At 70.1% G+C, this 20,451-nt stretch carries 18 protein-coding genes and 1 pseudogene; 10 read left to right on the top strand and 9 right to left on the bottom strand.

Going from position 1 to position 20,451, the window contains the following annotated elements:
- Positions 1–1,239: 1,239 nt before the first annotated feature.
- The 3 genes from ABD879_RS20780 to ABD879_RS20770 all read left to right on the top strand — a co-directional run bounded on the left by ABD879_RS20780 (position 1,240) and on the right by ABD879_RS20770 (position 6,879).
- A complete protein-coding gene (locus ABD879_RS20780; protein ID WP_345023170.1) occupies positions 1,240–4,335 on the top strand; it encodes an AAA family ATPase in 3,096 nt (1,031 codons plus the stop codon).
- Positions 4,336–4,369: 34 nt separating this feature from the next.
- Positions 4,370–4,552: a hypothetical protein gene (locus ABD879_RS20775; protein WP_345023169.1), complete on the top strand. Its 183-nt coding sequence runs from the start codon at positions 4,370–4,372 to the stop codon at positions 4,550–4,552.
- A gap of 779 nt (positions 4,553–5,331) precedes the next feature.
- Positions 5,332–6,879, top strand: coding sequence for a methyltransferase domain-containing protein (locus tag ABD879_RS20770; protein ID WP_345023168.1), 1,548 nt, complete (start codon positions 5,332–5,334; stop codon positions 6,877–6,879).
- A 709-nt stretch (positions 6,880–7,588) separates the two neighbouring features.
- Here the strand turns inward: ABD879_RS20770 and ABD879_RS20765 are convergent.
- Complete coding sequence (locus ABD879_RS20765; RefSeq protein WP_345023167.1) at positions 7,589–8,164, bottom strand: helix-turn-helix domain-containing protein; 576 nt, start codon at positions 8,162–8,164, stop codon at positions 7,589–7,591.
- Between the two features lie 185 nt (positions 8,165–8,349).
- On the opposite strand from ABD879_RS20765, the gene ABD879_RS20760 reads away from it, so the two are divergent.
- The 4 genes and pseudogenes from ABD879_RS20760 to ABD879_RS20755 all read left to right on the top strand — a co-directional run bounded on the left by ABD879_RS20760 (position 8,350) and on the right by ABD879_RS20755 (position 9,425).
- On the top strand, positions 8,350–8,592 hold the full coding sequence (locus tag ABD879_RS20760; protein ID WP_345023165.1) for a hypothetical protein: 243 nt from the start codon (positions 8,350–8,352) through the stop codon (positions 8,590–8,592).
- 15 nt (positions 8,593–8,607) lie between these two features.
- A pseudogene (locus ABD879_RS32990) lies at positions 8,608–8,844 on the top strand (Clp protease N-terminal domain-containing protein); the annotation flags it as partial.
- Positions 8,793–8,999, top strand: coding sequence for a Clp protease N-terminal domain-containing protein (locus tag ABD879_RS32985; protein ID WP_425549645.1), 207 nt, complete (start codon positions 8,793–8,795; stop codon positions 8,997–8,999). The pseudogene ABD879_RS32990 and the gene ABD879_RS32985, both read left to right, overlap by 52 nt.
- A gap of 291 nt (positions 9,000–9,290) precedes the next feature.
- Entirely contained in the window at positions 9,291–9,425 is a 135-nt protein-coding gene (locus ABD879_RS20755) for a hypothetical protein (RefSeq protein ID WP_345023164.1), read from the top strand.
- 170 nt (positions 9,426–9,595) lie between these two features.
- Here ABD879_RS20755 and ABD879_RS20750 read toward each other — a convergent pair whose 3' ends face one another.
- Positions 9,596–10,375: an NUDIX hydrolase gene (locus ABD879_RS20750; RefSeq protein ID WP_345023163.1), complete on the bottom strand. Its 780-nt coding sequence runs from the start codon at positions 10,373–10,375 to the stop codon at positions 9,596–9,598.
- 84 nt (positions 10,376–10,459) lie between these two features.
- Here ABD879_RS20750 and ABD879_RS20745 point away from each other — a divergent pair, with 84 nt between their 5' ends.
- From ABD879_RS20745 to ABD879_RS20735, 3 genes are read left to right on the top strand one after another with little or no spacing between them, the layout of a single operon-like run.
- Entirely contained in the window at positions 10,460–12,175 is a 1,716-nt protein-coding gene (locus tag ABD879_RS20745) for a hypothetical protein (protein WP_345023162.1), read from the top strand.
- 24 nt (positions 12,176–12,199) lie between these two features.
- Positions 12,200–13,081 (top strand): 5'-methylthioadenosine/S-adenosylhomocysteine nucleosidase family protein, encoded by an 882-nt coding sequence (locus tag ABD879_RS20740; protein WP_345023161.1) that lies wholly within the window; start codon positions 12,200–12,202, stop codon positions 13,079–13,081.
- 20 nt (positions 13,082–13,101) lie between these two features.
- The gene (locus ABD879_RS20735; protein ID WP_345023160.1) at positions 13,102–13,770 is read left to right on the top strand and encodes a hypothetical protein; all 669 of its coding nucleotides are present in this window, start codon (positions 13,102–13,104) and stop codon (positions 13,768–13,770) included.
- 53 nt (positions 13,771–13,823) lie between these two features.
- On the opposite strand, the gene ABD879_RS20730 is transcribed toward ABD879_RS20735, so the two are convergent.
- The 7 genes from ABD879_RS20730 to ABD879_RS20700 all read right to left on the bottom strand — a co-directional run bounded on the left by ABD879_RS20730 (position 13,824) and on the right by ABD879_RS20700 (position 20,449).
- Complete coding sequence (locus ABD879_RS20730) at positions 13,824–14,438, bottom strand: TetR/AcrR family transcriptional regulator (RefSeq protein WP_345023159.1); 615 nt, start codon at positions 14,436–14,438, stop codon at positions 13,824–13,826.
- A 208-nt stretch (positions 14,439–14,646) separates the two neighbouring features.
- Entirely contained in the window at positions 14,647–15,444 is a 798-nt protein-coding gene (locus tag ABD879_RS20725; RefSeq protein ID WP_345023158.1) for a crotonase/enoyl-CoA hydratase family protein, read from the bottom strand.
- A gap of 2 nt (positions 15,445–15,446) precedes the next feature.
- Positions 15,447–15,899 (bottom strand): MaoC family dehydratase, encoded by a 453-nt coding sequence (locus tag ABD879_RS20720; protein ID WP_345023157.1) that lies wholly within the window; start codon positions 15,897–15,899, stop codon positions 15,447–15,449.
- Between the two features lie 12 nt (positions 15,900–15,911).
- Entirely contained in the window at positions 15,912–16,673 is a 762-nt protein-coding gene (gene fabG / locus ABD879_RS20715; RefSeq protein ID WP_345023156.1) for a 3-oxoacyl-ACP reductase FabG, read from the bottom strand.
- An 11-nt stretch (positions 16,674–16,684) separates the two neighbouring features.
- A complete protein-coding gene (locus tag ABD879_RS20710; RefSeq protein ID WP_345023155.1) occupies positions 16,685–17,905 on the bottom strand; it encodes an acetyl-CoA C-acetyltransferase in 1,221 nt (406 codons plus the stop codon).
- Complete coding sequence (locus tag ABD879_RS20705) at positions 17,898–18,737, bottom strand: MBL fold metallo-hydrolase (protein ID WP_345023154.1); 840 nt, start codon at positions 18,735–18,737, stop codon at positions 17,898–17,900. The genes ABD879_RS20710 and ABD879_RS20705 overlap by 8 nt, the downstream gene beginning before the upstream one ends.
- Positions 18,734–20,449, bottom strand: a complete 1,716-nt coding sequence (locus ABD879_RS20700) for an acyl-CoA dehydrogenase family protein (RefSeq protein ID WP_345023153.1) — start codon at positions 20,447–20,449, stop codon at positions 18,734–18,736. The genes ABD879_RS20705 and ABD879_RS20700 overlap by 4 nt, the downstream gene beginning before the upstream one ends.
- Positions 20,450–20,451 lie beyond the last annotated feature (2 nt).

Genomic DNA, 20,451 nt, shown 5'->3' with positions numbered 1-20,451 from the left:
GCCCGTCTTCGGCCTGCGCATCTATCGGCGGCGCAACGTCGTCGAGCGCTGTTTCAACCGGCTCAAGCAGTGGCGCGGCATCGCCACCCGCTACTGCAAGACCGCCCGGTTCCTTCCAGGCCGCCGTCACGTTGGCCGCCCTGCTGATGCGGCTATGACATATTGACGACACGCTCTAGCCGACCGATGCCGGGCCGCATCATCACCCTGGAGGTATCGCAACGCTCTCCTGCAAAGCTCCGGGTGGTCGCTGGAGGTAGCGCAACCGCGGCGGCCGCGTTGGCGTCGGAGCAGATGAGGCCGTACTCCCCCTCCAGATGCACAGCCGGTTCGAACTTGCCGATATCGGCGCAGGCCGACTCCCTTCCGGGCCCAGGGGTTCCCCGGGCGAGTCGCTCGTGAGGTCGAGGCCGCTTGCCGTTCATGTCTGGCGTGTGAAGCCGGCGGCCTCGTCCTCGGGCGAGGACATCCGGCTTCCCTTCCGATGGCGAGCGGGTGGCACTGGGCGATGCGCCTCGCCGTTCAGAGGCGGACACCGGCCCCACCGAAATCTCCACCAGCGGGGTTGCGCCCTGACACTGGGCCGGCCACCAGCCGCCTCGACGTCTGACAGCGGGCAACAAAGGTGTCCGAAAACCCGTAATCGGTGAATCCGAAAATCGGTTCTGTTGTGACTGCAACAAATCACACGACCATATCCGGCCGAGTGAGCATCATCACTGCCTTCACTGCGGTCCGACGCAGTAAAAAGCCAATGACTCTCCGCTAAATCCGCTGGATCGGCATCAGCATGCTGTCCAACACCGGCCACTCCGCCTGAACGGGAACGAAAGTCTGAAGGTCATCGTCACCGAAGAGCAGGTGTCCATGCAGACGGCCGTTGTACGGCTTCCGACACCTGACCTGACCATATTCCCCAGACGATCTACTTGCAGATGAAACCTTCCATCATACCATGAACAATGGGGGGCACGCCAAAAATATGCACGATCAAGCATGGGTTATAACACGTTGCATCGATCTGACTGCTCAGCGTACATTGACGATGTCGCCACACCGGCGTCCGCCTTGCTCTTGGCGTCGGGTTTGACTTCCAAGATGACAGGCAAGTATAGATCTAACCAAACACTCTTTGACGCCTGCTTGTGATGTGCCCCAGTGCCCACCCCGTAGTCCATCAGGCGCCAAGGTAATGGACACAGGTTTTTCCTTTCTGATCAGCGAAAGCTGATCGCCTCCATGTCCAAGGCCAAGCGAATGAGAAGCGTGGCACAGGTGAGAGAAGACGACCTTCCGGACCGGACGAGCGGTCGACATTCCGATGGCCGGAGCACGGTGATGACGTTGGAGGCGCCTGCGGGCGATCCTCCCCTCCCGCCCCGGCTGGTGGGACGCAACCGCGAACTCGCCGCGATCGACCGGCTCATGAGCGCCGCAGCACGGGGTAACGGGGGCAGCGCCATCGTGACCGGTGGGCCGGGCATCGGGAAGACCCTTTTTCTGGAGGAGGTGACCAAACGGGCCCCATCGGCGTTCACCGTACTGCGGTGTTTCGGAACCTCATCCGAAACGGCCGTCCCGTTCGCGGGGTTGCACCAGCTCCTGCATCCCCTCCAGGCGCATCTGGAGGGCCTGCCGAGCCCTCAGGTCTCGGCGCTGAAAGGCGTCTTCGGCCTCTCCGGCTCGCCTGCCGACGGGCTGTCGGTCCCCTGCGCGGCACTGGCACTGCTGGACTCGGCAGCACAGCGGGCGCCGTTGCTGCTGGTGGTGGACGACGCCCATCGGATGGACGAAGCGTCGCTGAACATCCTCGCGTTCGTGGCGCGGCGGCTGCAGAACATTCCGGTGGCGATGCTGGTCGCCGCGCGCGACCACGATGTGACGCAGCGGCGGCTGGGCGGGCTGCCGGAGGTCCGCCTGGAACCTCTGCCGCCCGCCGACATCCGCCTGCTGGTCACCCGAACCGTGGAGGACGTCACCGAGCGCCTGGTCGACCGGCTCGTCCGCGAGTCCGCCGGCAATCCGCTCGTCGTCACCGAACTCGTCGCCGCACTGCCCCAGGCCGTGGCAAGCGGCGCGGTGGACCCGCCCGAGGAGCTGCCGTGCAGTCCACGGTTGCGCACCTGGTTCGGCGCGCTGGTCGCCGAGCTGCCGCGGGCCGCGCAGACCATGCTGCTGACCGCGGCGGCCAACGACTGCTCCGATCTGTACACCGTGTTGTCGGCCGCCTCGTCGCTTGATCTCGACACAGCCGAACTCTCTGTTCTGGAACGGTCCGGTCTGGTCTCGGTGGTCGGCGACGAACTGGTCTTCCAACCGCCGTTCCTGCGCACCATCGTGTACCGCAACTCCACGCTCGCCGAACGCAAGCTCGTCCATCACGCGCTGGCGAAGGCGACGGGCAACAACGTCTGCCGGCAGGCACACCATCTCGCCGCCGCAACCCACGAACCGGACGAGGACGTCGCCCAGAAGATCAGTGCGAGCGCGGGACAGGCCCGCAAGGTCAACGGCATGATGTCGGCATTGCGTTTGCTGGAACGTGCCGCGGCGCTGAGCAGCGGCCCGGCGGTGCGGGCACGGCTGCTCATCACAGCGGCGACCTGCGCCTGGCAGGCCGGTCTTCCCTTGCGCGCCCGAGAGCTGGAGCAGCAGATCGATCATTCCGATGATGACCCGCATCTGCTGGCGGCCGCAGGGCTGCTGCGGGGCAGCATCGCACACACCAGGGTCACCCCGATCGCGGCACACCGCATCCTGCTCGACAGCGCGCGGCACGCGGCCCTCGTGGCCCCGGAGCTGGCCGCCCATCTGCTGGTGATGGCGGCCCGGACCACGCTGGCCTGCGGCGACCTGGCGAAGCTCGGCGAGATCGGCCGCCGGCTGGTCGAGCTGGGCCTGAAGCCCGACCATCCCGCCAGGCTGTTCGGCACCGCGATGCGCCGACTGGCCGCTTTGGACCTGCGCAGGTCCGGCGATTTGGACGCGTCGGCGGAGGGGGCGCTGCGGCTGCTGTCAGAGGGTGAGCCCACGGTCTGGCCGTCGGCACTGCCCTACGTGCCGGTCATGAGCGGTGCCGCGCAAGAGGCCTACGCCCAAGTCCTGGAGGTGCTGCGGGCGCAGGGGGCGACCGGCGCGCTCCCGATGGCCGCCACTTCCCTGATCGCGCTGCAGCACATGGTCGGCCGGTGGGACGAAGCGGTAGCCCTGGGCGACGAGATGCTGCTTCTGGCCGAGCAGACCGGCCAGGAGGGCATGCAGGCCAAGCTGCAGGCGTTGTTGGCGATGCTGGCGGGCACGCGGGGTGACACCGCACACTGCCGCAAGCTGGCAACGCAGGCGCTGCAGGGTTCGGCGTCCGGCAGGGACCACGCCACGCTCGCGCTCGCTCACTGGGCGCTGGGCCGGTCGGCGCTGAGCTCGGGCGACCCTTACTCGGCGATCCTGCACTACTCGCGGATAACCGCGCCGCACGACAGCGCCCACCACTTCATGATCGCGTTCATGGCCATACCCGACCTCGTCGAGTGCCACGTCATGGCGAACCAGTTCGCCGAGGCGAAGGCGGCGCTGCAGGCCGCCGAACGCTGGCGGCTCGACGCCACCACGCCGTACCTGCTCGGACCGCTGCTGCGGGCGCGCGCACTGCTGGCCCCCGGAGCGGAAGAAGCCGAGCTCCTGCTCAACGAGTCGATCCAGCACCTGAAGGACTGCCCTTTCGAGCGGGCCAGGACGGAACTGCAGCTCGGCAAGCTGCTGCGTCGGGAACGGCGGATCCGGGACGCGCGCCGTCACCTGCACACCGCGGTGGAGACGTTCACCTCGCTGCGCGCCGTGCCGTGGCTCGAGCAGGCGGCCGCCGAACTGCGGGCCGCCGGGTACGACCGGGACCCCGACGCCAAGAAGGTCCAGGGCACCGCGGAAACGCTCACGCCGCAGGAGCTGCGGATCGCGCAGCTCGCCAGCCAGGGGCTGACCAATCCCGAGATCGCCCTGCGGCTGTCCATCAGCCCCAGCACCGTCCGGTACCACCTGTCGAAGATCTTCCAGAAGCTTCAGATCACCTCCCGCCGGCAGCTCCTGCAGTCCGAGCTGTACCCCGAGGGCGATCCCACACCGGCGCCCGGGTCGGCCATCGGTCCGTCAGTCAACCCGGTGCCCTCTCCCCGTACGCCGACGGTTCACACGGCACCCCACGGCACGCCTCCCCCGACCACAAATGTTCACATCGAACGTCCGCACCGTGATCAGAAGCACACCATTCCCCTCCCTGGTCAGCCGACGGGGCGGGCGCCACGGCGGCGGAGAAGGGGCGGGGCGAACAGGGCGTATTGAGCCGAGTCGGCCCAGCCCGCGGGTTGCGACACCGGTGCGCACGACCTTCGACCAGTCCGCAACCGAGGAGGTCGCCGCCCAGCAGGCCCGCGTGATGGACCCGCTGGAGGCCAGGCATTCTGACGCGGCCGCGCCCCCGCACCGGGCCCGGGACGATCCACCGGTCCTCACCGCGTTCCCCGGCGGAGCCGGGGGCGCCTTGAGGGCCGCACCGTGATCACACGCCCCGTGGGCGCAGTGCGGATGGAGCAGATCGACATGGACCGAGGGCCGCCGCTACAGCTCCTGGCCGAAGCCTGGCTGCGAGTGATGAGCGGCGCCCCTTCCGGGGACGAGACCGACCGACAAGCGACCACTACTTGACCTGCAAATACAGATCACACGGAGGCCGACTCATACACCGCTCCGCTGAACGTGACCGCGCCGTCGTGTACGACCGCGTCTGCAGCAGAACAGGGATCACATGCGCACAGGAGACCCGCATGAGCTTGACCTGCTGACCCACCGGATGCACCGCGACATGGCACGAATGGACGACCGCTGTGGTGCGGCTTTCGGTCGGCGAAACCGGTGGGAGGGGCATACCGGCTGAAGAAGCCTGCCCCCCGTACTGGCAGGACGTCTTCGCCGGTCTCCGGGTTCTTGCCCGCTGATCGACGGCATGCCGCCGACCGGAGCGGCTTGGTCGAAGCCGGTCGCCCCGACGAATGCACACCGGGCGGCCGTAACCGTTCTGGCCGCGCTCCCGCTCGGCGTGCTCGAAGCCGGCGCCATACTGCTCGGCCCAGGCGGGGCGATCGCCCGGGTGCCGCTTCTACCGCCAGGGCGCCCCTTTTGGACTGGGCGTGTTCACCGTGCCGGGCGTGCGCGGACGAGGTCCCGCAAGGGCGCCGGATCTTGGTGGATGCGCGGGCCCGTCTGTGGACGGGCGTCCGCGTTTGCGGTTTCAGCAAGTTTTGTGGCCTCTCCCCGGGCAGGGGACCGATCGTGGTCCCCATGACGCAGAACTTCGATGTCGCAGTGCTCGGCGGCGGTGCCGCGGGGCTGAGCGGGGCCGTGTCACTGTGCCGGTCCCGGCGTTCGGTGGTCGTGGTCGACGCGGGGGCCCCGCGCAACGCGCCCGCCGACGCCGTGCACGGATTCCTCTCCCGCGAAGGGATCAGTCCGGTCGAGCTCGTCGAGATCGGGCGTGCGGAGGTCGAGCACTACGGGGGGCTCGTGCTGCACGCCACGGGCGTCGCGGCGCGCCGGACCGACCGCGGGTTCGAGGTGACCCTCGACGACGGTCAGACGATCACGGCGCGGCGGTTGCTGGTGACCACCGGCCTCGCCGACGAGTTGCCCGACGTCCCCGGGGTGGCGGAGCGCTGGGGCCGCGACGTGGTGCACTGCCCGCACTGTCACGGATGGGAGTTGCGCGACCGGACCGTCGGCGTCCTCGCCACCCACACCGAGTCAGCCGTGCGCCAAGCGCTGCTGTTCCGGCAGCTGACACCGGAAGTGACCTTCTTCCAGCACACCGCGCCGGCGCTCACCGAACAGCAGGCGGCCCAGCTGAGCGCCTGGGGCGTCCCCGTGGTCACCGGGTCCGTGGAGTCGCTGGAGGTGGCCGACGACCGGATCACCGGCGTGCGGCTGGCCGACGGGACGGTCGTGGCCTGTTCGGCGGTGACCGTCGCACCGCGGCTGGTGGCCAGCTCGGCGGTGCTCAAGGACCTCGGTATCGAACCGACCGCACACCCGATGGGCGTCGGCGAGTCGATCGCCGCCGACCCGACGGGGCGGACGGAGGTGCCCGGCGTATGGGTCGCCGGCAACGTCACCGACGTCATGGCGTCGGTGATGGGCTCGGCCGCCGGCGGGGCGTCGGCGGCGGCCGCGATCAACGCCGACCTCATCGCCGAGGACACCGAGCTCACCCTCCGCGTGCTGTCGCGGGACCACTGGGAGGAGCGGTACGGGTCGGGGGGACGGGTCTGGAGCGGCAACCCCAATCCGCAGCTGGTCGCCACCGCCACCGGCCTTCCGCCCGGTACGGCACTGGACGTCGGCTGCGGTGAGGGCGCCGACTCGGTCTGGCTCGCCTCGCGCGGCTGGCAGGTCACCGGGGTCGACGTCGCGCAGGCCGCGCTGGACACGGCCGCACGGCACGCGGACGAGGCCGGCGTGGACGTCACGTGGCGGCGGGCCGACATCACGGCTTGGGAACCCGCACCGGCGCAGTTCGACCTGGTGTCGGCGCAGTACCTGCACCTGCCCCGGCCCGACCGCGAGGCACTGATCCGCCGCCTGGCCGCGGCCGTCCGCCCGGGCGGGACGCTGCTCATCGTCGGTCACCACCCGGCCGACCTGGAGATCCCGGCGCTACGACGCCCGCGCCTTCCCCACCTGATGTTCACCGCTGAAGAGATCGCCGGCGTGCTGGACCCGGTCGAGTGGGACGTCACCACCGCGGCCCCGGAGCGCCCGGCCACCGCCCCGGACGGACAGCGGATCACGCTCACCGACACCGTCCTGCGCGCGGTACGACGCACGGCCCGCTGACCGCCACGACGGCACGGAACACGCAATGGCAGGCGGGGAGCCGCATCGGACACGCCGCGAGGCTCCCCGCCGTTACCGGGGCCGCGACCTCGGCTGGTGGCTGCTCAACGTGGACCGGCACGTCCCGGAGGCGGGCGGAGATGAAGCATCTGCTCGCCGGCCGAACGGTTCGTCCCCCAACCCGATCCTGTCCGGCCGAAGCGGCTGCCACGCATCGATCTGCGGCAGCTCACCCGGGAAGACACGCGTCCGTTCGGCTGGCCGGAGTCGATCGAAGCGGCGCCCGACGACTGTCCCCGCCTGGCCACCAGCACGGAGCGCGACCTCGACGCCGCCGGAATCGGTTCGGTGGTGTGGGCGACCGGCCACCGGCTCGACCTGGCTTGGGGCGATCTGCCCGTGTTCGACGAATGGGGATGACCGCAGCACACCAGGGGCGCCGCCGCCCGCCCCGGGCTGCCGGCCGCACTCCGCAGGGTCGGTGTTCGCGAGGGTCCGACCGACACCGCGCATAACGGCATGATCAACGCCGGTGAGCACGGCTGGACGGCCCCCGGCACGCTGGTGCCCATCACGTCAGCCGTCAGCAGCGCACCTGGCCAAGGGAAAGGCGGCGTCCACGAACGTCTCAGGAATCAGCGCTACCAGCCCCACGAAGAACGACACCGCTGTTGTCGGACGATGGCGCGCGCCGAGGTCGCCCGACCCCTCATCGCGGCACGGAGCGCGCGCGGAGGTGGACGCGTTCGCCCTGGTGGCCGTACAGGATGAGCACCTCGACCGGGGTGGGATCGGCGCTGTCGAACCAGTGCGGCACACGGGTGTCGAACTCGGCCGCCTCCCCCTCGGTCAGCACCAGCTCCTGGTCACCCAGGAGCAGCCGGAGACGACCGCTGAGTACGTACATCCACTCGTAACCCTCGTGGGTCTTCTGTTCGGGCCGGCGGCGCCGCGGCGGAATGATCACCTTGTGCGCCTGCACACCCCCGGTATGGCGGGACAACGGGATGAACGTCATGCCCCTGTGCCGCACCGGACGCAGATGGATGCGCGGATCACCGGTCGGCGGCGCGCCGATCAGCTCATCGATCTGCACCCTGTACGCCTGCGCCAGCGGCAGCAGCAGATCCAGCGTGGGACGGCGGCGACCGGCCTCCAGCCGCGACAACGTGGACACCGAGACGCCCGTCTGAGCCGCCACCTCGGCAAGGGTCGCCCCGCGTCGCTTGCGGATCGCGCGCAGCCGCGACCCGACCGTGGCCAGTAGCCCGTCGGTGTTCGCCATTTCCGCACATTCAGCGGCCCCTCCCGCCGAGGGAACCGATCGTGGATGCCGTGACGCGGAATCTCGATATCGCGTTGCGGGACGGCGAGCCGACCCGCGGTCACGTCGCCTCATACCTGTCATTCTTCACGTTGGGCTGACTCTCTACGGAAGAACCAGTGCGAGTCGGTGACCTGATCGAACGCGTGACCGCGTCTCACCCGGACGGCGACGCGCTCCGGCACCTTTCCGACGCGCTGGCCGTGTCCGAGCTGCTCGACGACCTTTCCGACCGGCTCCTCGGGCATTTCGTGCAGGCGGTGCGCGACGCGGGGGCGGCCTGGGCCGAGATCGGCAGGTCAATGGGAGTGACCAGACAGGCCGCCCAGAAGCGCTTCGCCGCCAGGCCCGGGGACGTCGCCGCACTCGCGGGGGTCGACGATCGGTGAACTCCCCACGCACGGGCGACCAATAGAGCCTGCCGGGACGAGGCGCGCGCCGCCGGGCACGACTACATGGGCACCGAGCTCACCGTTCTCGCCCTGCTGAGCCAGCCGCAGGGCCTGGCAGCGAAGGCCATCGCCGAGACGACCACGCCGGAACGGTTGCGTGCGGCGATGAGCGAGGTCTTCGGGCCGCGGTCCGAAAACTGTCGGGGGGATTCCCCTACACCCCGCGAGCCAAGGGGGCCATCGCGCTGAGTGCGCAGGAGGCACGACGGCTCGGCCACGACCATGTCGGAACGGAGCACATCCTGCTCGGAGTCCTCGCCGAACGCCATGGGGCCGGCGCGCAGGTCCTCCGTCGCCACGGCATCGACCAACGCGGCGTAGAGGAATGGCTGGCCGCCCAGTGACACCCGTATGGCGGCAGCTTCCCACCGCGCACACCTAGAACGGCCACCCGCCGGACCAGTTCCGGCATAGGCCAGATGACGACCTGAAAAGCGGACCATCGGACAGTGGACCGGCACGCGGCGCCTCTCCACTTGCCTGCCTCCTGCAAGCCGACCCTGTTCACTGCGAGCGCCGCTGTCAAACCGCTCAGCACCGATTCCAGAGGCGACGCAGAAGTGCGATCCGCGGCTTGTTGAGTCCTTCGCGGCCGTTCGCCGGCAGCCTTCGGAGGGTCTTAAGAGGCGATCTCGTTGAGCAACGCGGCGGTAGCAGATGAGGGCGGCGGCGACGCCGACGAAGGCCGGGAGGTGCTGGGCTTTGCGTTCGTAGCGTCGGTGCAGGCGGCGGATGCGGTGCGCCGGGCGATGGTGCGCTCGACCGTCTAGCGGTGGCGGCCGATCCGCTGAGAGGGATCGCCGCCTTGCGGGCCGGGCGCGGGGGTGATGTTCCTGCCGCGAAGCCATCGGCGCAGGTGGTCGTGGGCATCCCCACGCCGCCGTGGAGCTCGGCCGGCCGGCGCGTATCTCCTCGTCAGATGGTGTGGTCGTTTGCAGGGTCAAGACTTGCGGTTCTCTGTGCAAGGGGTCCTTTCGTCCGGCGCCTCGCCGGCCTCGTTTTCCTTGGATCTTGAGGTTTGGCCGGTACGCAGCAGGGGCGGGGTGAGGGTGGTCGCCTTGCCGCGTCGGTACAGGAGTGCGGGTCGGCCCGTCTGCGGCACGTAGCGCTGCCCGGTCGGCTCAAGGAAGCCGTCAGCGCGGGTGACCTTTCTGCGGAAGTTGCTCGGGTCGAGTTCGAAGCCCCAGACCGCCTCGTAGATATGGCGCAGGTCGCTGATGGTGAACGGCTCGGTGCAGAAGGCCGCGGCGACAGTGGTGTGCTCCAGTCGGGAGCGTGCACGTTCGAGACCGTCACGGAGGATCGCCTCGTGGTCGAAGGCCAGTCGGCGGGCGAGCACCTCCGACACCGGTGCCCAGTAGGCCGCTGCGGCGTCCGTGCCTCCGACGGGGACGGGAAGGTCCGGGCCCAGCGCAAGGTATGCGACGGTGATGACCCTGCCTCGCGGATCGCGTCGCGGGTCGCTGTAGGCGCGCAGCTGCTCCAGATGGAGGTCGCGCGCGTCCAGGCCGGTCTCTTCGCGGAGTTCCCGGACCGCTGCCTCTTCCAGGGTCTCGCCCTCGTCGATGTACCCGCCCGGGAGGGCCGGGTAGCCGAGGTAGGGCTCGATCCCGCGGTCGACCAGGAGCACGTGAAGGCCACCGTCTCGGACGGTGAAGATCACCAGATCCACGGTCACGGTGACGAGCGGGGGCTCCCACCCGGCGTCCTCGTTACTCATGATCCAAATAAAAGTCCACTTGACCTAAAGTCGCAAGGCGACTTAAGGTCTACCTGACCTTTAAGGCCGGACCAGGAGACGCGCATGGCCCGACCACGAAGCGACCACGGCTCTTTGCAGCACGGCGACCCCCGGCAGGAGGACGCCGCCACCCGTCACCTGTGCACGGGCGTCTACCTGGACCGGGCCTTCCGCCGGACGGTGCTCTGCCACGTCCACAACGATCCGACCAGGTTGATTCCACCGTCATACGGCTTCCGGTTGATCCCGGTCATCACGCACGCCTGGCGGGCGTGGTTGATCGAAACGGTGTCGCACACGGCCGTGCTCGGCGTCCTCGTGGCGCTGCTCGCGATCCACCGGGCCGCGTTGGTCGCCGTCATCGCCGTCTTGATGCTGTGGTTCACGGCCGGGAGGGCGCTCAAGCACGCCCGAGACGCGATCACCCTGCTCGCCAAGGAGAAGGCCGACGTGTGGCTGCGGCGCTCCAGGCCGGTCAGCGAAGGGCACGATCTGCGACACCGGCAGCGGTTGACAGTGCTCTACCTGGCAGGATGCGCGATCGCGACGGTGACACCGTCGCTGACGGCCGGGCTCGTCGGCATGTCACCGGCGGACCTGTGGCGGCAGGCGGTCTGCCTCGTCGCGGTGATCGCGGTGATCGTCGCCATCGGCGCAGCGTTCTTCCAGGCCTCGCTGCACAGTGTGCACAACGGCGCCATGGCGGAACCACGGGCCGGCAGTCGCCGCATATCGGCGATCGCCGAGCAGCAACGCCGACCTTATGTGATCTACCGCAGACCGGTGTCCCCTCCCGAGGAGGCGGAGGACTCCGTGGTGCGAATACGACGGTTCTTGGACGATGATGTGAGCCAGTTCGTGGGCGCGGGCCGGCTCGTCCATCGGTGGATTCCGCCGCTCACCGTCCAACTCCTGCGCGAGAACGGGGACGAGAGCGAGCCGCTGGAGATGCGCGAGTGGGCGACGCCGCCGTTCGCGGCACATGATCTGGTGCGACGCCTCGCCGCGGCGGTGCGACTGCTCGCCGACGAAGCGGAGGCCACTCGGCTGCCCGGCCTGACCGTGCGCGACCGGCTCTACGCCGCCGAGGCGGACATGGCGCATCGCCCCGCATGGTTCCACAAGGATCCGAGCGCGGAGGACATCAACCGGATCATCGACGACCCCCACGGCCTCGTCCAGCACTTCCTGGAAGCCAGTGTTCCGCTCCGCGGAGGCGAGCTGGTAGCGACGATCTTCCTGCGCGTGACGGTCAAGGGCAGGACGCTGAGCCTGGACTTCGCCGCCTGCGCGCTGACCCGGACGCCGGACGCCTACCACGCGCTCGACGCCCACGGGCAGAGCAGTCCGACCGCCGCCCTCCGGGCGGTGCTGGCCCGAGTGCTCCGCCTTCCCGCCGAGGTCGCACGGTTGGGGCAGCTGGCGGAGGCTCCCCTGGTCCTCTTGGGGGCCCTGTGCGCCCGCACCGACCGGATGCCTCTCCCGCTGTGCGGGGCGACCAGCATCCGGGAGGAGAAGTCGACGCCATGGGAGGAGGCCGCACTGGACCGCCCCATCATCCACGACTACATCAAGATCATCGAGGAGCGGCTGCTGGCGGCCGCCGAGGACTTCCTCGCCGCGCACAAGGTCGACACCTCCAACTTCCGCCGGCAGGCGCAACAGATCATCAACCAGGGCGTGCTGAACATGGGCCAAGGCTCCGTCCAGGTCAACCAGTCGGCGGTCGGCCTCGGAGCGCAGATGCTCGACCAGCGGGAGATTCCGGGCAACGCCTAAGCCCACCGGGGAGAGGAGATCACTGTGAGGCCCAGCATCAACACCGGTGTCATCACCAACGGAGGGCGGACGGAGATCAGCCGGTCCGCCATCGGCCCCGGCGCGACGGTCGGCCTGAGCCGGTCCGCCGAGGCCGACGCCGACGCCGCCCGCCGCGCGGGGGTCGGAATCATCACCGTGCTCAGCGAGGAGGCGAGCGCCGTCCGCGACGTCCTCCAGCTGCACCGCGTCTCCAGGCAGGGGCTCCCCTTCATGGAGGGAAGCCTGGACGCGTGGGGCCGGAGGATCGACATCGCCGCCATCCGGACCCTGTCGATGGGGCCGCGGTCGACCGTGGTCGCCTTCGACCACCTTCGACGCCACTACGCGCCGTCGGTGATCGCCCTGACCGGTATCGGCGGCGGCATCCATCCCGACGCCGCGATCGGTGACGTCGTGGTGACCACCCGGGTCATCTACTACGACCAGCGGCGGGAGACCCCGACCGGGCCGCGGCACCGAGGCGAGGCGCCGGAGGCTCCGGCGGTGATCGGCCATGCGCTGAACGCCTACTTCACCGACTACGGAGAACCGGCCGTCTTCGACGACGAGGGAGTCCCCTACCGCGTCCACACCGGGCCCATCGGTTCCGGCGACGCGGTGATCGCCGACTCGGACTCGCACATCATCCGCTACCTGGCCGACTTCAACGAACACACCCTCGCCGTCGACATGGAGGCGGGAGGACTGTCCCAGGCCTTCCACGAACAGGCGGGCCAGGCGGCGGTGCGCGGCTGGGTGATAGTCCGGGGAATCTCCGACGACGCCAGCGAGAACAAGAACCACGACCACCACCGCCTCGCCGCGCGGCGTGCCGCGCTGGTCCTCCGCACGCTGCTGCCGTACCTGCCCGTTGACCAGGAATAGCGTGCGGTGGAAGGACGGCAGTGGAAGCCTTCGTGCTCGGTGTGGCCAGTTCTTTGCTGGCCACCGCGCTCACCGTGTTGGGGAGCTGGATCGGCTCCGAGCGATCCCGGACCTGGATCCTGACGTTCGTCTCCCGGACCACCGGGCTCGGCGTGTGGCGAGTCGCCCCTCGGCAGCACCTGGTCGCGCGGCAGATGAAGCTCGAACTGGCCGAGGCCCGGTGGGTGCGCGTGCTGGCCGGCCGCGGCAATGAACTGACGCGCGACACCTTCGCCTCCGTCTGGCGGGACGTGGGCCGGCGCATCGAGTTCGTCCAGATCCTGCTACCGGACAGCCGGCCGAGTGCTTCGTCATGGCTGAGACGGCGTGAAGCCGACATGCGACGCATCGACCCCGGTTTCTCCCGCGGTCTGCTCGTCGAGCAGGTCCGGGTCAACGCCGCCTACATCCGCGAGATAGCGCACAGCCGCCATGCCGTCGACCTCAGGTTCTACGACCTGCCGAACCTGCACCGCCTCGTCATCACCGACCGGGTCGCCTTCATCACCATCTATTCGCCCGCCGAGCACGGACGCAACTGCCCCACCCTCGTAGCGCGCCGTCCCGGCTTGATGTACGACTACGCGCTGCTGCTCTTCCAAACGGCCTGGCCGGACAGCCGGCCCGCGGGCGACGACGGCGAGTCCTGACCTGCTGCCGCCTCACCGCCGCACGATGGTGAACGGCCGGCCGTCGATCGGTGTCAGTTCGGGGTGGAGGTGCAGGCCGGCGGGCTGATCAGCATGGCCATGGTGGAGGCGACGCCGCGCAGGGCCGTCTCGTCCCGGGTGGAGAGCGCGATGACGAAGGCGCCCTGGATGAGGGACAGGATCGCGTTGGCGAGGTCGTCGGCGCTTCGGTCGGCGCGCACGTCGCCCGCCTCCTGGCCGCGGCGGAGCAGGGCGGCGATGCGGTCCCGCCAGGCGTCCAGGTCGTGGCCGATCCGTTCCCGGAACCCCGCGGAACTGGCCGAGACCTCGGTGGAGAACTTGCCGGCCAGGCAGGCCCTCTGGTAGTCCGAGCCGACGAAGATGTCGATCATCTCGGTGAAGTAGCCGCCGAGCTTCTCTCCGGTGGTCAGCCCTTCGCGGGCCTCCCAGGCGGCCAAGAGCGCTTCCTGGAACTGGCGGTAGCGGTCCAGGACGGCCTGTCCGAACGCCTCCTTGGAGCCGAAATGGTGGTAGAACGACCCCTTGGGCACCTTGGCGGATTCCAGAATGGCGTCCACGGTGGTGCCGTGGAAGCCCTGAGCGTAGAAGAGCATCATCCCGTGGCGCAGTAGCCGTTCCTTGTGGGAGAGCTCCTGACGCTGCGTCATCCTTGTGTTCCCGCCCGTTCTTCGTCAAGCGCCTCGAGGGGACGCCCCCGCCGTCAACGGTTAGACGACGTAGTCCAGTCCACCGAGTGTAGCCCGCTCCGCACCGCCCGGATTCCGCTCCCCGGCACGGTGAACAGTGGGGGCGCGCGTTCCCCATCGGCGCCTCGGCCGGGGGCGGTCGCGGTCGCCGACGACCGCCCCCGGCTGATCAGCGGCCGGTGAACTCCGGTCGCGTCCTGGTGAGGAAGGCTTCGACGCCGATGCGGGCGTCCTGGGTGGCGAGCAGCCGCTGGACGGCGGGCACCAGGTCGGCCTCCGCGGCGGCGTCTCCCTCGCGCACCGCGAGACGGGCGTTGTGCAGTGTGGCCTGGACCCCGAGGGGCGCCTGCCGGGCGATCGCCTGGGCGATGGCGATCGCGCGTTCCAGATGGCCGCCCGCGGGCACGACCTCTTGGACGATGCCGATGCGCAGGGCTTCGGAGGCGTCGAATTCCTCCGCGGTGAGCATCCAGCGCATCGCGTTGCCCCAGCCCGCCGCGCGGGGGAAGCGGATGGTGGCGCCGCCGAACGGGTAGATGCCGCGGGAGATCTCCAGCTGGGCGAAGGTCGCGGTGGCGTCGGCGATGGCGATGTCGGCGGCCAGCATCAGTTCGATGCCCAGCGTGAGGCACTTTCCGTGGACGGCCGCCACCAGTGGTTTCGACGACCGCCTGCCGCTGACCTGCCACGGGTCGAGGCCGTTGTCGGGATAGAGGGGCTCGCCCTTCCGCACCGAGGGGCCGACCGCGGCCAGGTCGAGTCCGGCGGTGAACACCTTGCCTTCCCCGTACAGGACTCCCGCACGCAGCGCCGGGTCGGCGTCCAGTTCGGCGTAGGCCAGGGACAGCTCGCGGAGCATCGTCGCGTCGAAGGCGTTGCGCTTGTGCGGCCGGTTGAGACCGATGACCAGCACCGCTCCGTCACGCCACACCCGCACGGTCTCGTAGGAGGGTCCTTCTTGGGTCATGGTCACACCACCAGCAGAGAGATGACTTCGGCGACGCAGGCGGGTTTGTCGCCGCCGTCGCGTTCGACCGTCACGCCGAAGACGGCCCGGGCCCCGGTGGACGTGCGCTGCAGGTCGGCGAGTTCGACGGAGCCGCGCAGGCGCGAGCCGACGGGCACCACCGAGGGGTAGCGGACCTTGTCGCTGCCGTAGTTGACGGCCATGGACAGGCCGTCGAGCCGAACGGTCTCGTCCAGGAACCCGGGGATGAGCGACAGGGTGAGGTAGCCGTGGGCGATGGTCGCTCCGTACGGGCCTCGGGCGGCCTTTTCGGGGTCGGTGTGGATCCACTGGCGGTCGCCGGTGGCCTCGGCGAACAGGTCGATCTGGTGCTGGGTGACGGTGGTCCACCCGCTGTAGCCGAGATGGGTCCCGACGGCCTTCTCCAGGTCGTCGAGGCTGTGGAAGGTCTTCATGGGAGGGCTCCTTCAGTCCTTGGGGCCGCCGGCGACGTAGAGGACCTGTCCGGAGACGAACGAGGCGTCGTCGCGGCAGAAGAAGGAGGCGGCCGCGGCGATGTCCTCGGGCAGGCCGGTGCGCCCGACGGGGATCTCCTTGGCGGCGAGGGCCTTGAGCTCCTCGAAGGTGATGCCGAGCCGCCGCGCGGTCGCCGCGGTCATCTCCGTCTCGATGAAGCCGGGGGCGATGGCGTTGACGGTGATGCCGAACCGGCCGAGTTCGATCGCGAGGGTCTTGGTGAAGCCCTGCAGGCCGGCCTTGGCGGCGGAGTAGTTGGCCTGGCCGCGGTTGCCCAGGGCCGAGGTGCTCGACAGGTTGACGATGCGGCCCCAGCCCGCCTCGGTCATGTGCCGCTGCGCGGCGCGGCTCATCAGAAAGGAGCCGCGCAGGTGCACGTTCATGACCGCGTCCCAGTCCGCGGCGGGCATCTTGAACAGCAGGTTGTCCCGGGTGATTCCGGCGTTGTTGACCAGGGCGACGGGCGGGCCGAGTTCCGCGGCGACACGGGCGACGGCCCGGTCGGCGGACTGCTCGTCGGCGACGTCGGCGCCGACGGCCAGGGCCCGGCCGCCGGCGGCCTCGATGCGGGCGGCGACGGGCTTGCAGGCGTCCTCGTCCAGGTCGAGTACGGCGACGGCGAATCCGTCGGCGGCCAGGCGGGCGGCGACGGATTCGCCGATGCCGCGGGCGGCGCCGGTGACGATCGCGACGCGGTCGCGGGTTGCGGTCATGGTGCTTCCTTTCAGGAGAGGCGTTCGATGATGAGGGCCATGCCCTGGCCGCCGCCGACGCACATGGTCTCCAGGCCGAACTGCTTGTCGTGGAACTGCAGGGAGTTGATGAGCGTGCTGGTGATCCGGGCGCCGGTCATGCCGAAGGGGTGGCCGACGGCGATGGCCCTGCCGTTGACGTTGAGCCGGTCGATGTCGATGCCCAGTTCCCGGGCGCAGGGGATGACCTGGGCGGCGAACGCCTCGTTGATCTCCACCAGGTCGATGTCGTCGATGGTCATCCCGGCCCGGGCCAGCGCGCGGCGGGACGCCTCGACGGGGCCGAGCCCCATGATCTCCGGGGACAGCGCGGAGACCCCGGTCGCCACGATCCGCGCCAGCGGGGTGACGCCCAGTTCGGCGGCCTTGGCGTCGGACATGATCACCAAGGCGGCGGCGCCGTCGTTGAGCGGGCAGCAGTTGCCCGCGGTGACCGTGCCGTCGGGCCGGAACACCGGCTTCAACTCGGACAGCTTCTCCAGGGTGGCGCCCGGGCGCGGCCCGTCGTCGGCGGTCACGATCCGGCCGGACGGCAGCCGCACCGGGGTGATGTCGCGTTCCCAGAAGCCGTTGGCCAGGGCCTTTTCCGCCAGGTTCTGCGAACGCAGGGCGAACTCGTCCTGCTCGGCGCGGGTGATCCCCTTGTACTGGGCGACGTTCTCCGCCGTCTGCCCCATCTCCAGGTAGACGTCGGGCACGACTCCGTCGAGGCGCGGGTCGAACCAGCGCTCGGCGCCGCCTTCGGCGCGGGCGGCGGTGCGCGCCTCGGCCTCGGCGAAGAACGGGTTGCGGGTGTCGGGCAGGTTGTCGGCGGCGCCCTTGCCGAAGCGGCTGACGGTCTCCACGCCCGCGGAGATGAAGACGTCGCCCTCGCCCGCCTTGATGGCGTGGAAGGCCATGCGGGTGGTCTGCAGGCTGGAGGAGCAGTACCGGTTGACGGTCGTGCCGGGCACCGAGTCCAGACCGAGCAGGACCGCGACGACGCGGGCGAGGTTGTGGCCGGACTCGCCGGCGGGCTGGCCGCAGCCGAGGATCAGGTCGCCCACGGTGGACGGGTCCAGCTGGGGGACCTTGGCCAGGGCCGCGGCGACCATCTGGGCGGCGAGGTCGTCCGGGCGCATCTCCTTCAGCGACCCCTTGCCCGCCCGGCCGATCGGCGAACGTGCGGCGGCGACGATGACGGCCTCAGGCATTGCCGCTCCTCGTGCGCTTGAAGGCGGTGACGGCGGACATGATCAGGGCGCTGGGGTTGGCGTGGTCGGGGTAGCGCCGCTGCATCCGGGCGACCAGCTCCCGGGGCCCCTCGCTCGCCTCGAGCTCCTCGATGAAATCGCGGATGTAGCCGCGGGTGCCCTCCAGCGTGGCGGCCGGGTCGTCGTCGGGCAGTTCCGGGCGCTTGTGCCCGGCGACCACGATCCGCGGCGACAGCTCGGCGATCCTGCCGATGCTGTCGATCCAGGCGCGCCACTGCTCCGGTCCGGATGCGGCCAGGAACGGGTTGACGCCGTTGTAGATGATGTCGCCGGCGATGACCGCCTGCAGCGAGGGGATGTGGAGGGCGGTGTTGCGGGGCACGTCGCCCTGTCCGACGGCGATCGCCCGCAGGGGCTGCCCGTCGACGGTGAGGGTGTCGCCGTCCAGGGGCTCGGGCACGGTGGTGTTGTCGAGGGCCTTGCCGCCGAAGAACTCCCGCCATTGGGCGCGGTCGCTCTCCAGGCCCGTCTCGATGTCGGCCGCCACGTGCGGGAGCGCGACGGCGCGGGCCTGCGGGTGCGCCTCCAGCAGCCGGTCGAGTCCGAAGTAGTGGTCGGGGTGGGCGTGGGTGATGTAGACGGCGGTGAGGGTCCGGCCGGACTCGCGGATCCGGCGGGAGATCTCCTCGACGTCCTCGGCGAAGTAGCCGGTGTCGGCGAGGACCGCTTCGCGCTCCCCCAGCACGAGGGTGGCCGTGGTGGGCGAGAACAGCCCTCCGTTGGGCAGCGTGCGTTCGGGGCTGGTGTACACGTCCAGGTGCAGCACCGTCATGCGATCTCTCCTGCCTCGATGATCTCGACGAGCTGGGGGATGCGGCCGAGGTGGTGGACGGCGTAGCAGTCGGCCTCGCGGATGCGCTGGTCGGCGGTGTCGGGGTCGGCGCCGTTCAGGACGGCGTTGAGGATGCGGGCGTGGATCCAGCCGCCCGCCAGCAGGCCCCACAGGTTCAGGTAGGCGACGGCGCCGGCGTAGGCGTCCCGCGGCCGGTCGGCGACGCACTTGACGAGCGTGTCGGTGGCCGACCGGGCGCCGGCCGCCGCCGACCTCGTCCGGGACGCCACCCGCCGGGCGGCCGGATGGTCGTGGGCGTCCAGTTCCGCCAGGGACTGCTCGATCAGATCGCAGACGGTGCGGGCGAGGGCGCCGCCGTTCCTGGCGACCTGGCGGCCCAGGAGGCTGTTGGCCTGGACCGCGGTGGTCCCCTCGTAGATGGGCAGGATGCGGATGTCGCGGTAGTGCTGCGCGACGCCGGTCTCCTCGATGAACCCCATGCCGCCGTGCACCTGGACGGCGTCGGAGGCGATCTGCTGCCCGGTCTCGGTGAGCCAGCCCTTGACGACCGGCAGGAAGAACTCGGCCAGGCGGCGGGCCTGCAGATCGCTCTGCCCGAGGTCGAGCCACACCGAGGTCTGCGAGGCCAGGCCGCGCATCGCGGAGACGGCGCTGCCCATGGACAGCAGGAGCCTGCGCACGTCGGGGTGTTCGCCGATGGGGGCGCCGGGTTCGCGGCCGGGGACCGGGCTCTGCACCCGCTCGCGGGAGTACGCCTCGGCCTGCCGGTAGGCGCGGTCGGCGACGGCGAGCGCCTGGACGCCGGTGCCCATCCGGGCGGCGTTCATCATGATGAACATCGACGGCAGCCCGCGGTGCAGCTCGCCGATGAGGTAGCCGGTGGCGCCCTCGTACTCCATGACGCAGGTGGGGCTGGCGTGGATGCCGAGCTTGCGTTCCAGCGAGACGCAGGTGAGGCTGTTGCGCTCGCCCACCCGGCCGTCGGCGCCCGGCAGGTACTTGGGGACGACGAACAGCGACAGCCCGGCGTGGCCGGGAGGCGCGTCGGGGGTGCGGGCCAGCACCAGGTGCACGATGTTCTCGGCCAGGTCGTGCTCGCCCCAGGTGATGAAGATCTTCTGGCCGGTGACCGACCAGGTGCCGTCGCCGCTGGGGCGGGCCATGGTGCGGATCTGCGCCAGGTCGGTTCCGGCCTGGGGTTCGGTGAGGTTCATCGTGCCGGTCCAGCGGCCCGCCAGCATGGGCGGCAGGAAGGTGCGGCGCAGCGTGTCGTCCCCGACGGCGTCGAACACCATGATCGCGCCCGTGGTGAGGCCGCCCACCAGGGAGAACGCCAGGTTCGCCGAGCAAAGGATCTCGTCGGCGGCCCTGGCGAGCAGCTGCGGCATGCCCGTGCCGCCGGACCGGGCCGGGACGCCGAGGCCGATCCATCCGCCTTCGGTGAAGGTCTTGTAGGCGTCGGCGAAGCCGGGCGGCGTGGTGACGTGCCCGTCGGCGACGGTGCAGCCGACCCGGTCGCCGACCTGGTTGAGCGGGAGCAGGACCTCCTCGGCGACGGCCGAGGCGAGTTCGAGCACGTCGCCGACGTCGGTGAAGGTGACCTCGCCGCCGGTGACGGCGTCCAGGACGGACTGCCCGGCGGTGACGTGCCGGAGCAGGAAGTCGTAGTCCTTGGCAGGGAGTCGGTACATCG

Origin of the sequence: Actinomadura keratinilytica, from assembly GCF_039539665.1 — a bacterium.
Taxonomy (GTDB): domain Bacteria; phylum Actinomycetota; class Actinomycetes; order Streptosporangiales; family Streptosporangiaceae; genus Spirillospora; species Spirillospora keratinilytica.
Note: the sequence above shows the minus strand (reverse complement) of the source record. Positions and strands in the feature narration are given on the sequence as shown.

Bases quoted from the DNA above. Each gene is read 5' to 3' on its own strand.
- ABD879_RS20780 (WP_345023170.1), top strand. From the start codon at position 1,240: ATGTCCAAGGCCAAGCGAATGAGAAGCGTGGCACAGGTGAGAGAAGAC.
- ABD879_RS20770 (WP_345023168.1), top strand. From the start codon at position 5,332: ATGACGCAGAACTTCGATGTCGCAGTGCTCGGCGGCGGTGCCGCGGGG.
- ABD879_RS20765 (WP_345023167.1), bottom strand. From the start codon at position 8,164: ATGGCGAACACCGACGGGCTACTGGCCACGGTCGGGTCGCGGCTGCGC.
- ABD879_RS20750 (WP_345023163.1), bottom strand. From the start codon at position 10,375: ATGAGTAACGAGGACGCCGGGTGGGAGCCCCCGCTCGTCACCGTGACC.
- ABD879_RS20745 (WP_345023162.1), top strand. From the start codon at position 10,460: ATGGCCCGACCACGAAGCGACCACGGCTCTTTGCAGCACGGCGACCCC.
- ABD879_RS20730 (WP_345023159.1), bottom strand. From the start codon at position 14,438: ATGACGCAGCGTCAGGAGCTCTCCCACAAGGAACGGCTACTGCGCCAC.
- ABD879_RS20725 (WP_345023158.1), bottom strand. From the start codon at position 15,444: ATGACCCAAGAAGGACCCTCCTACGAGACCGTGCGGGTGTGGCGTGAC.
- ABD879_RS20720 (WP_345023157.1), bottom strand. From the start codon at position 15,899: ATGAAGACCTTCCACAGCCTCGACGACCTGGAGAAGGCCGTCGGGACC.
- fabG (WP_345023156.1), bottom strand. From the start codon at position 16,673: ATGACCGCAACCCGCGACCGCGTCGCGATCGTCACCGGCGCCGCCCGC.
- ABD879_RS20710 (WP_345023155.1), bottom strand. From the start codon at position 17,905: ATGCCTGAGGCCGTCATCGTCGCCGCCGCACGTTCGCCGATCGGCCGG.
- ABD879_RS20705 (WP_345023154.1), bottom strand. From the start codon at position 18,737: ATGACGGTGCTGCACCTGGACGTGTACACCAGCCCCGAACGCACGCTG.
- ABD879_RS20700 (WP_345023153.1), bottom strand. From the start codon at position 20,449: ATGTACCGACTCCCTGCCAAGGACTACGACTTCCTGCTCCGGCACGTC.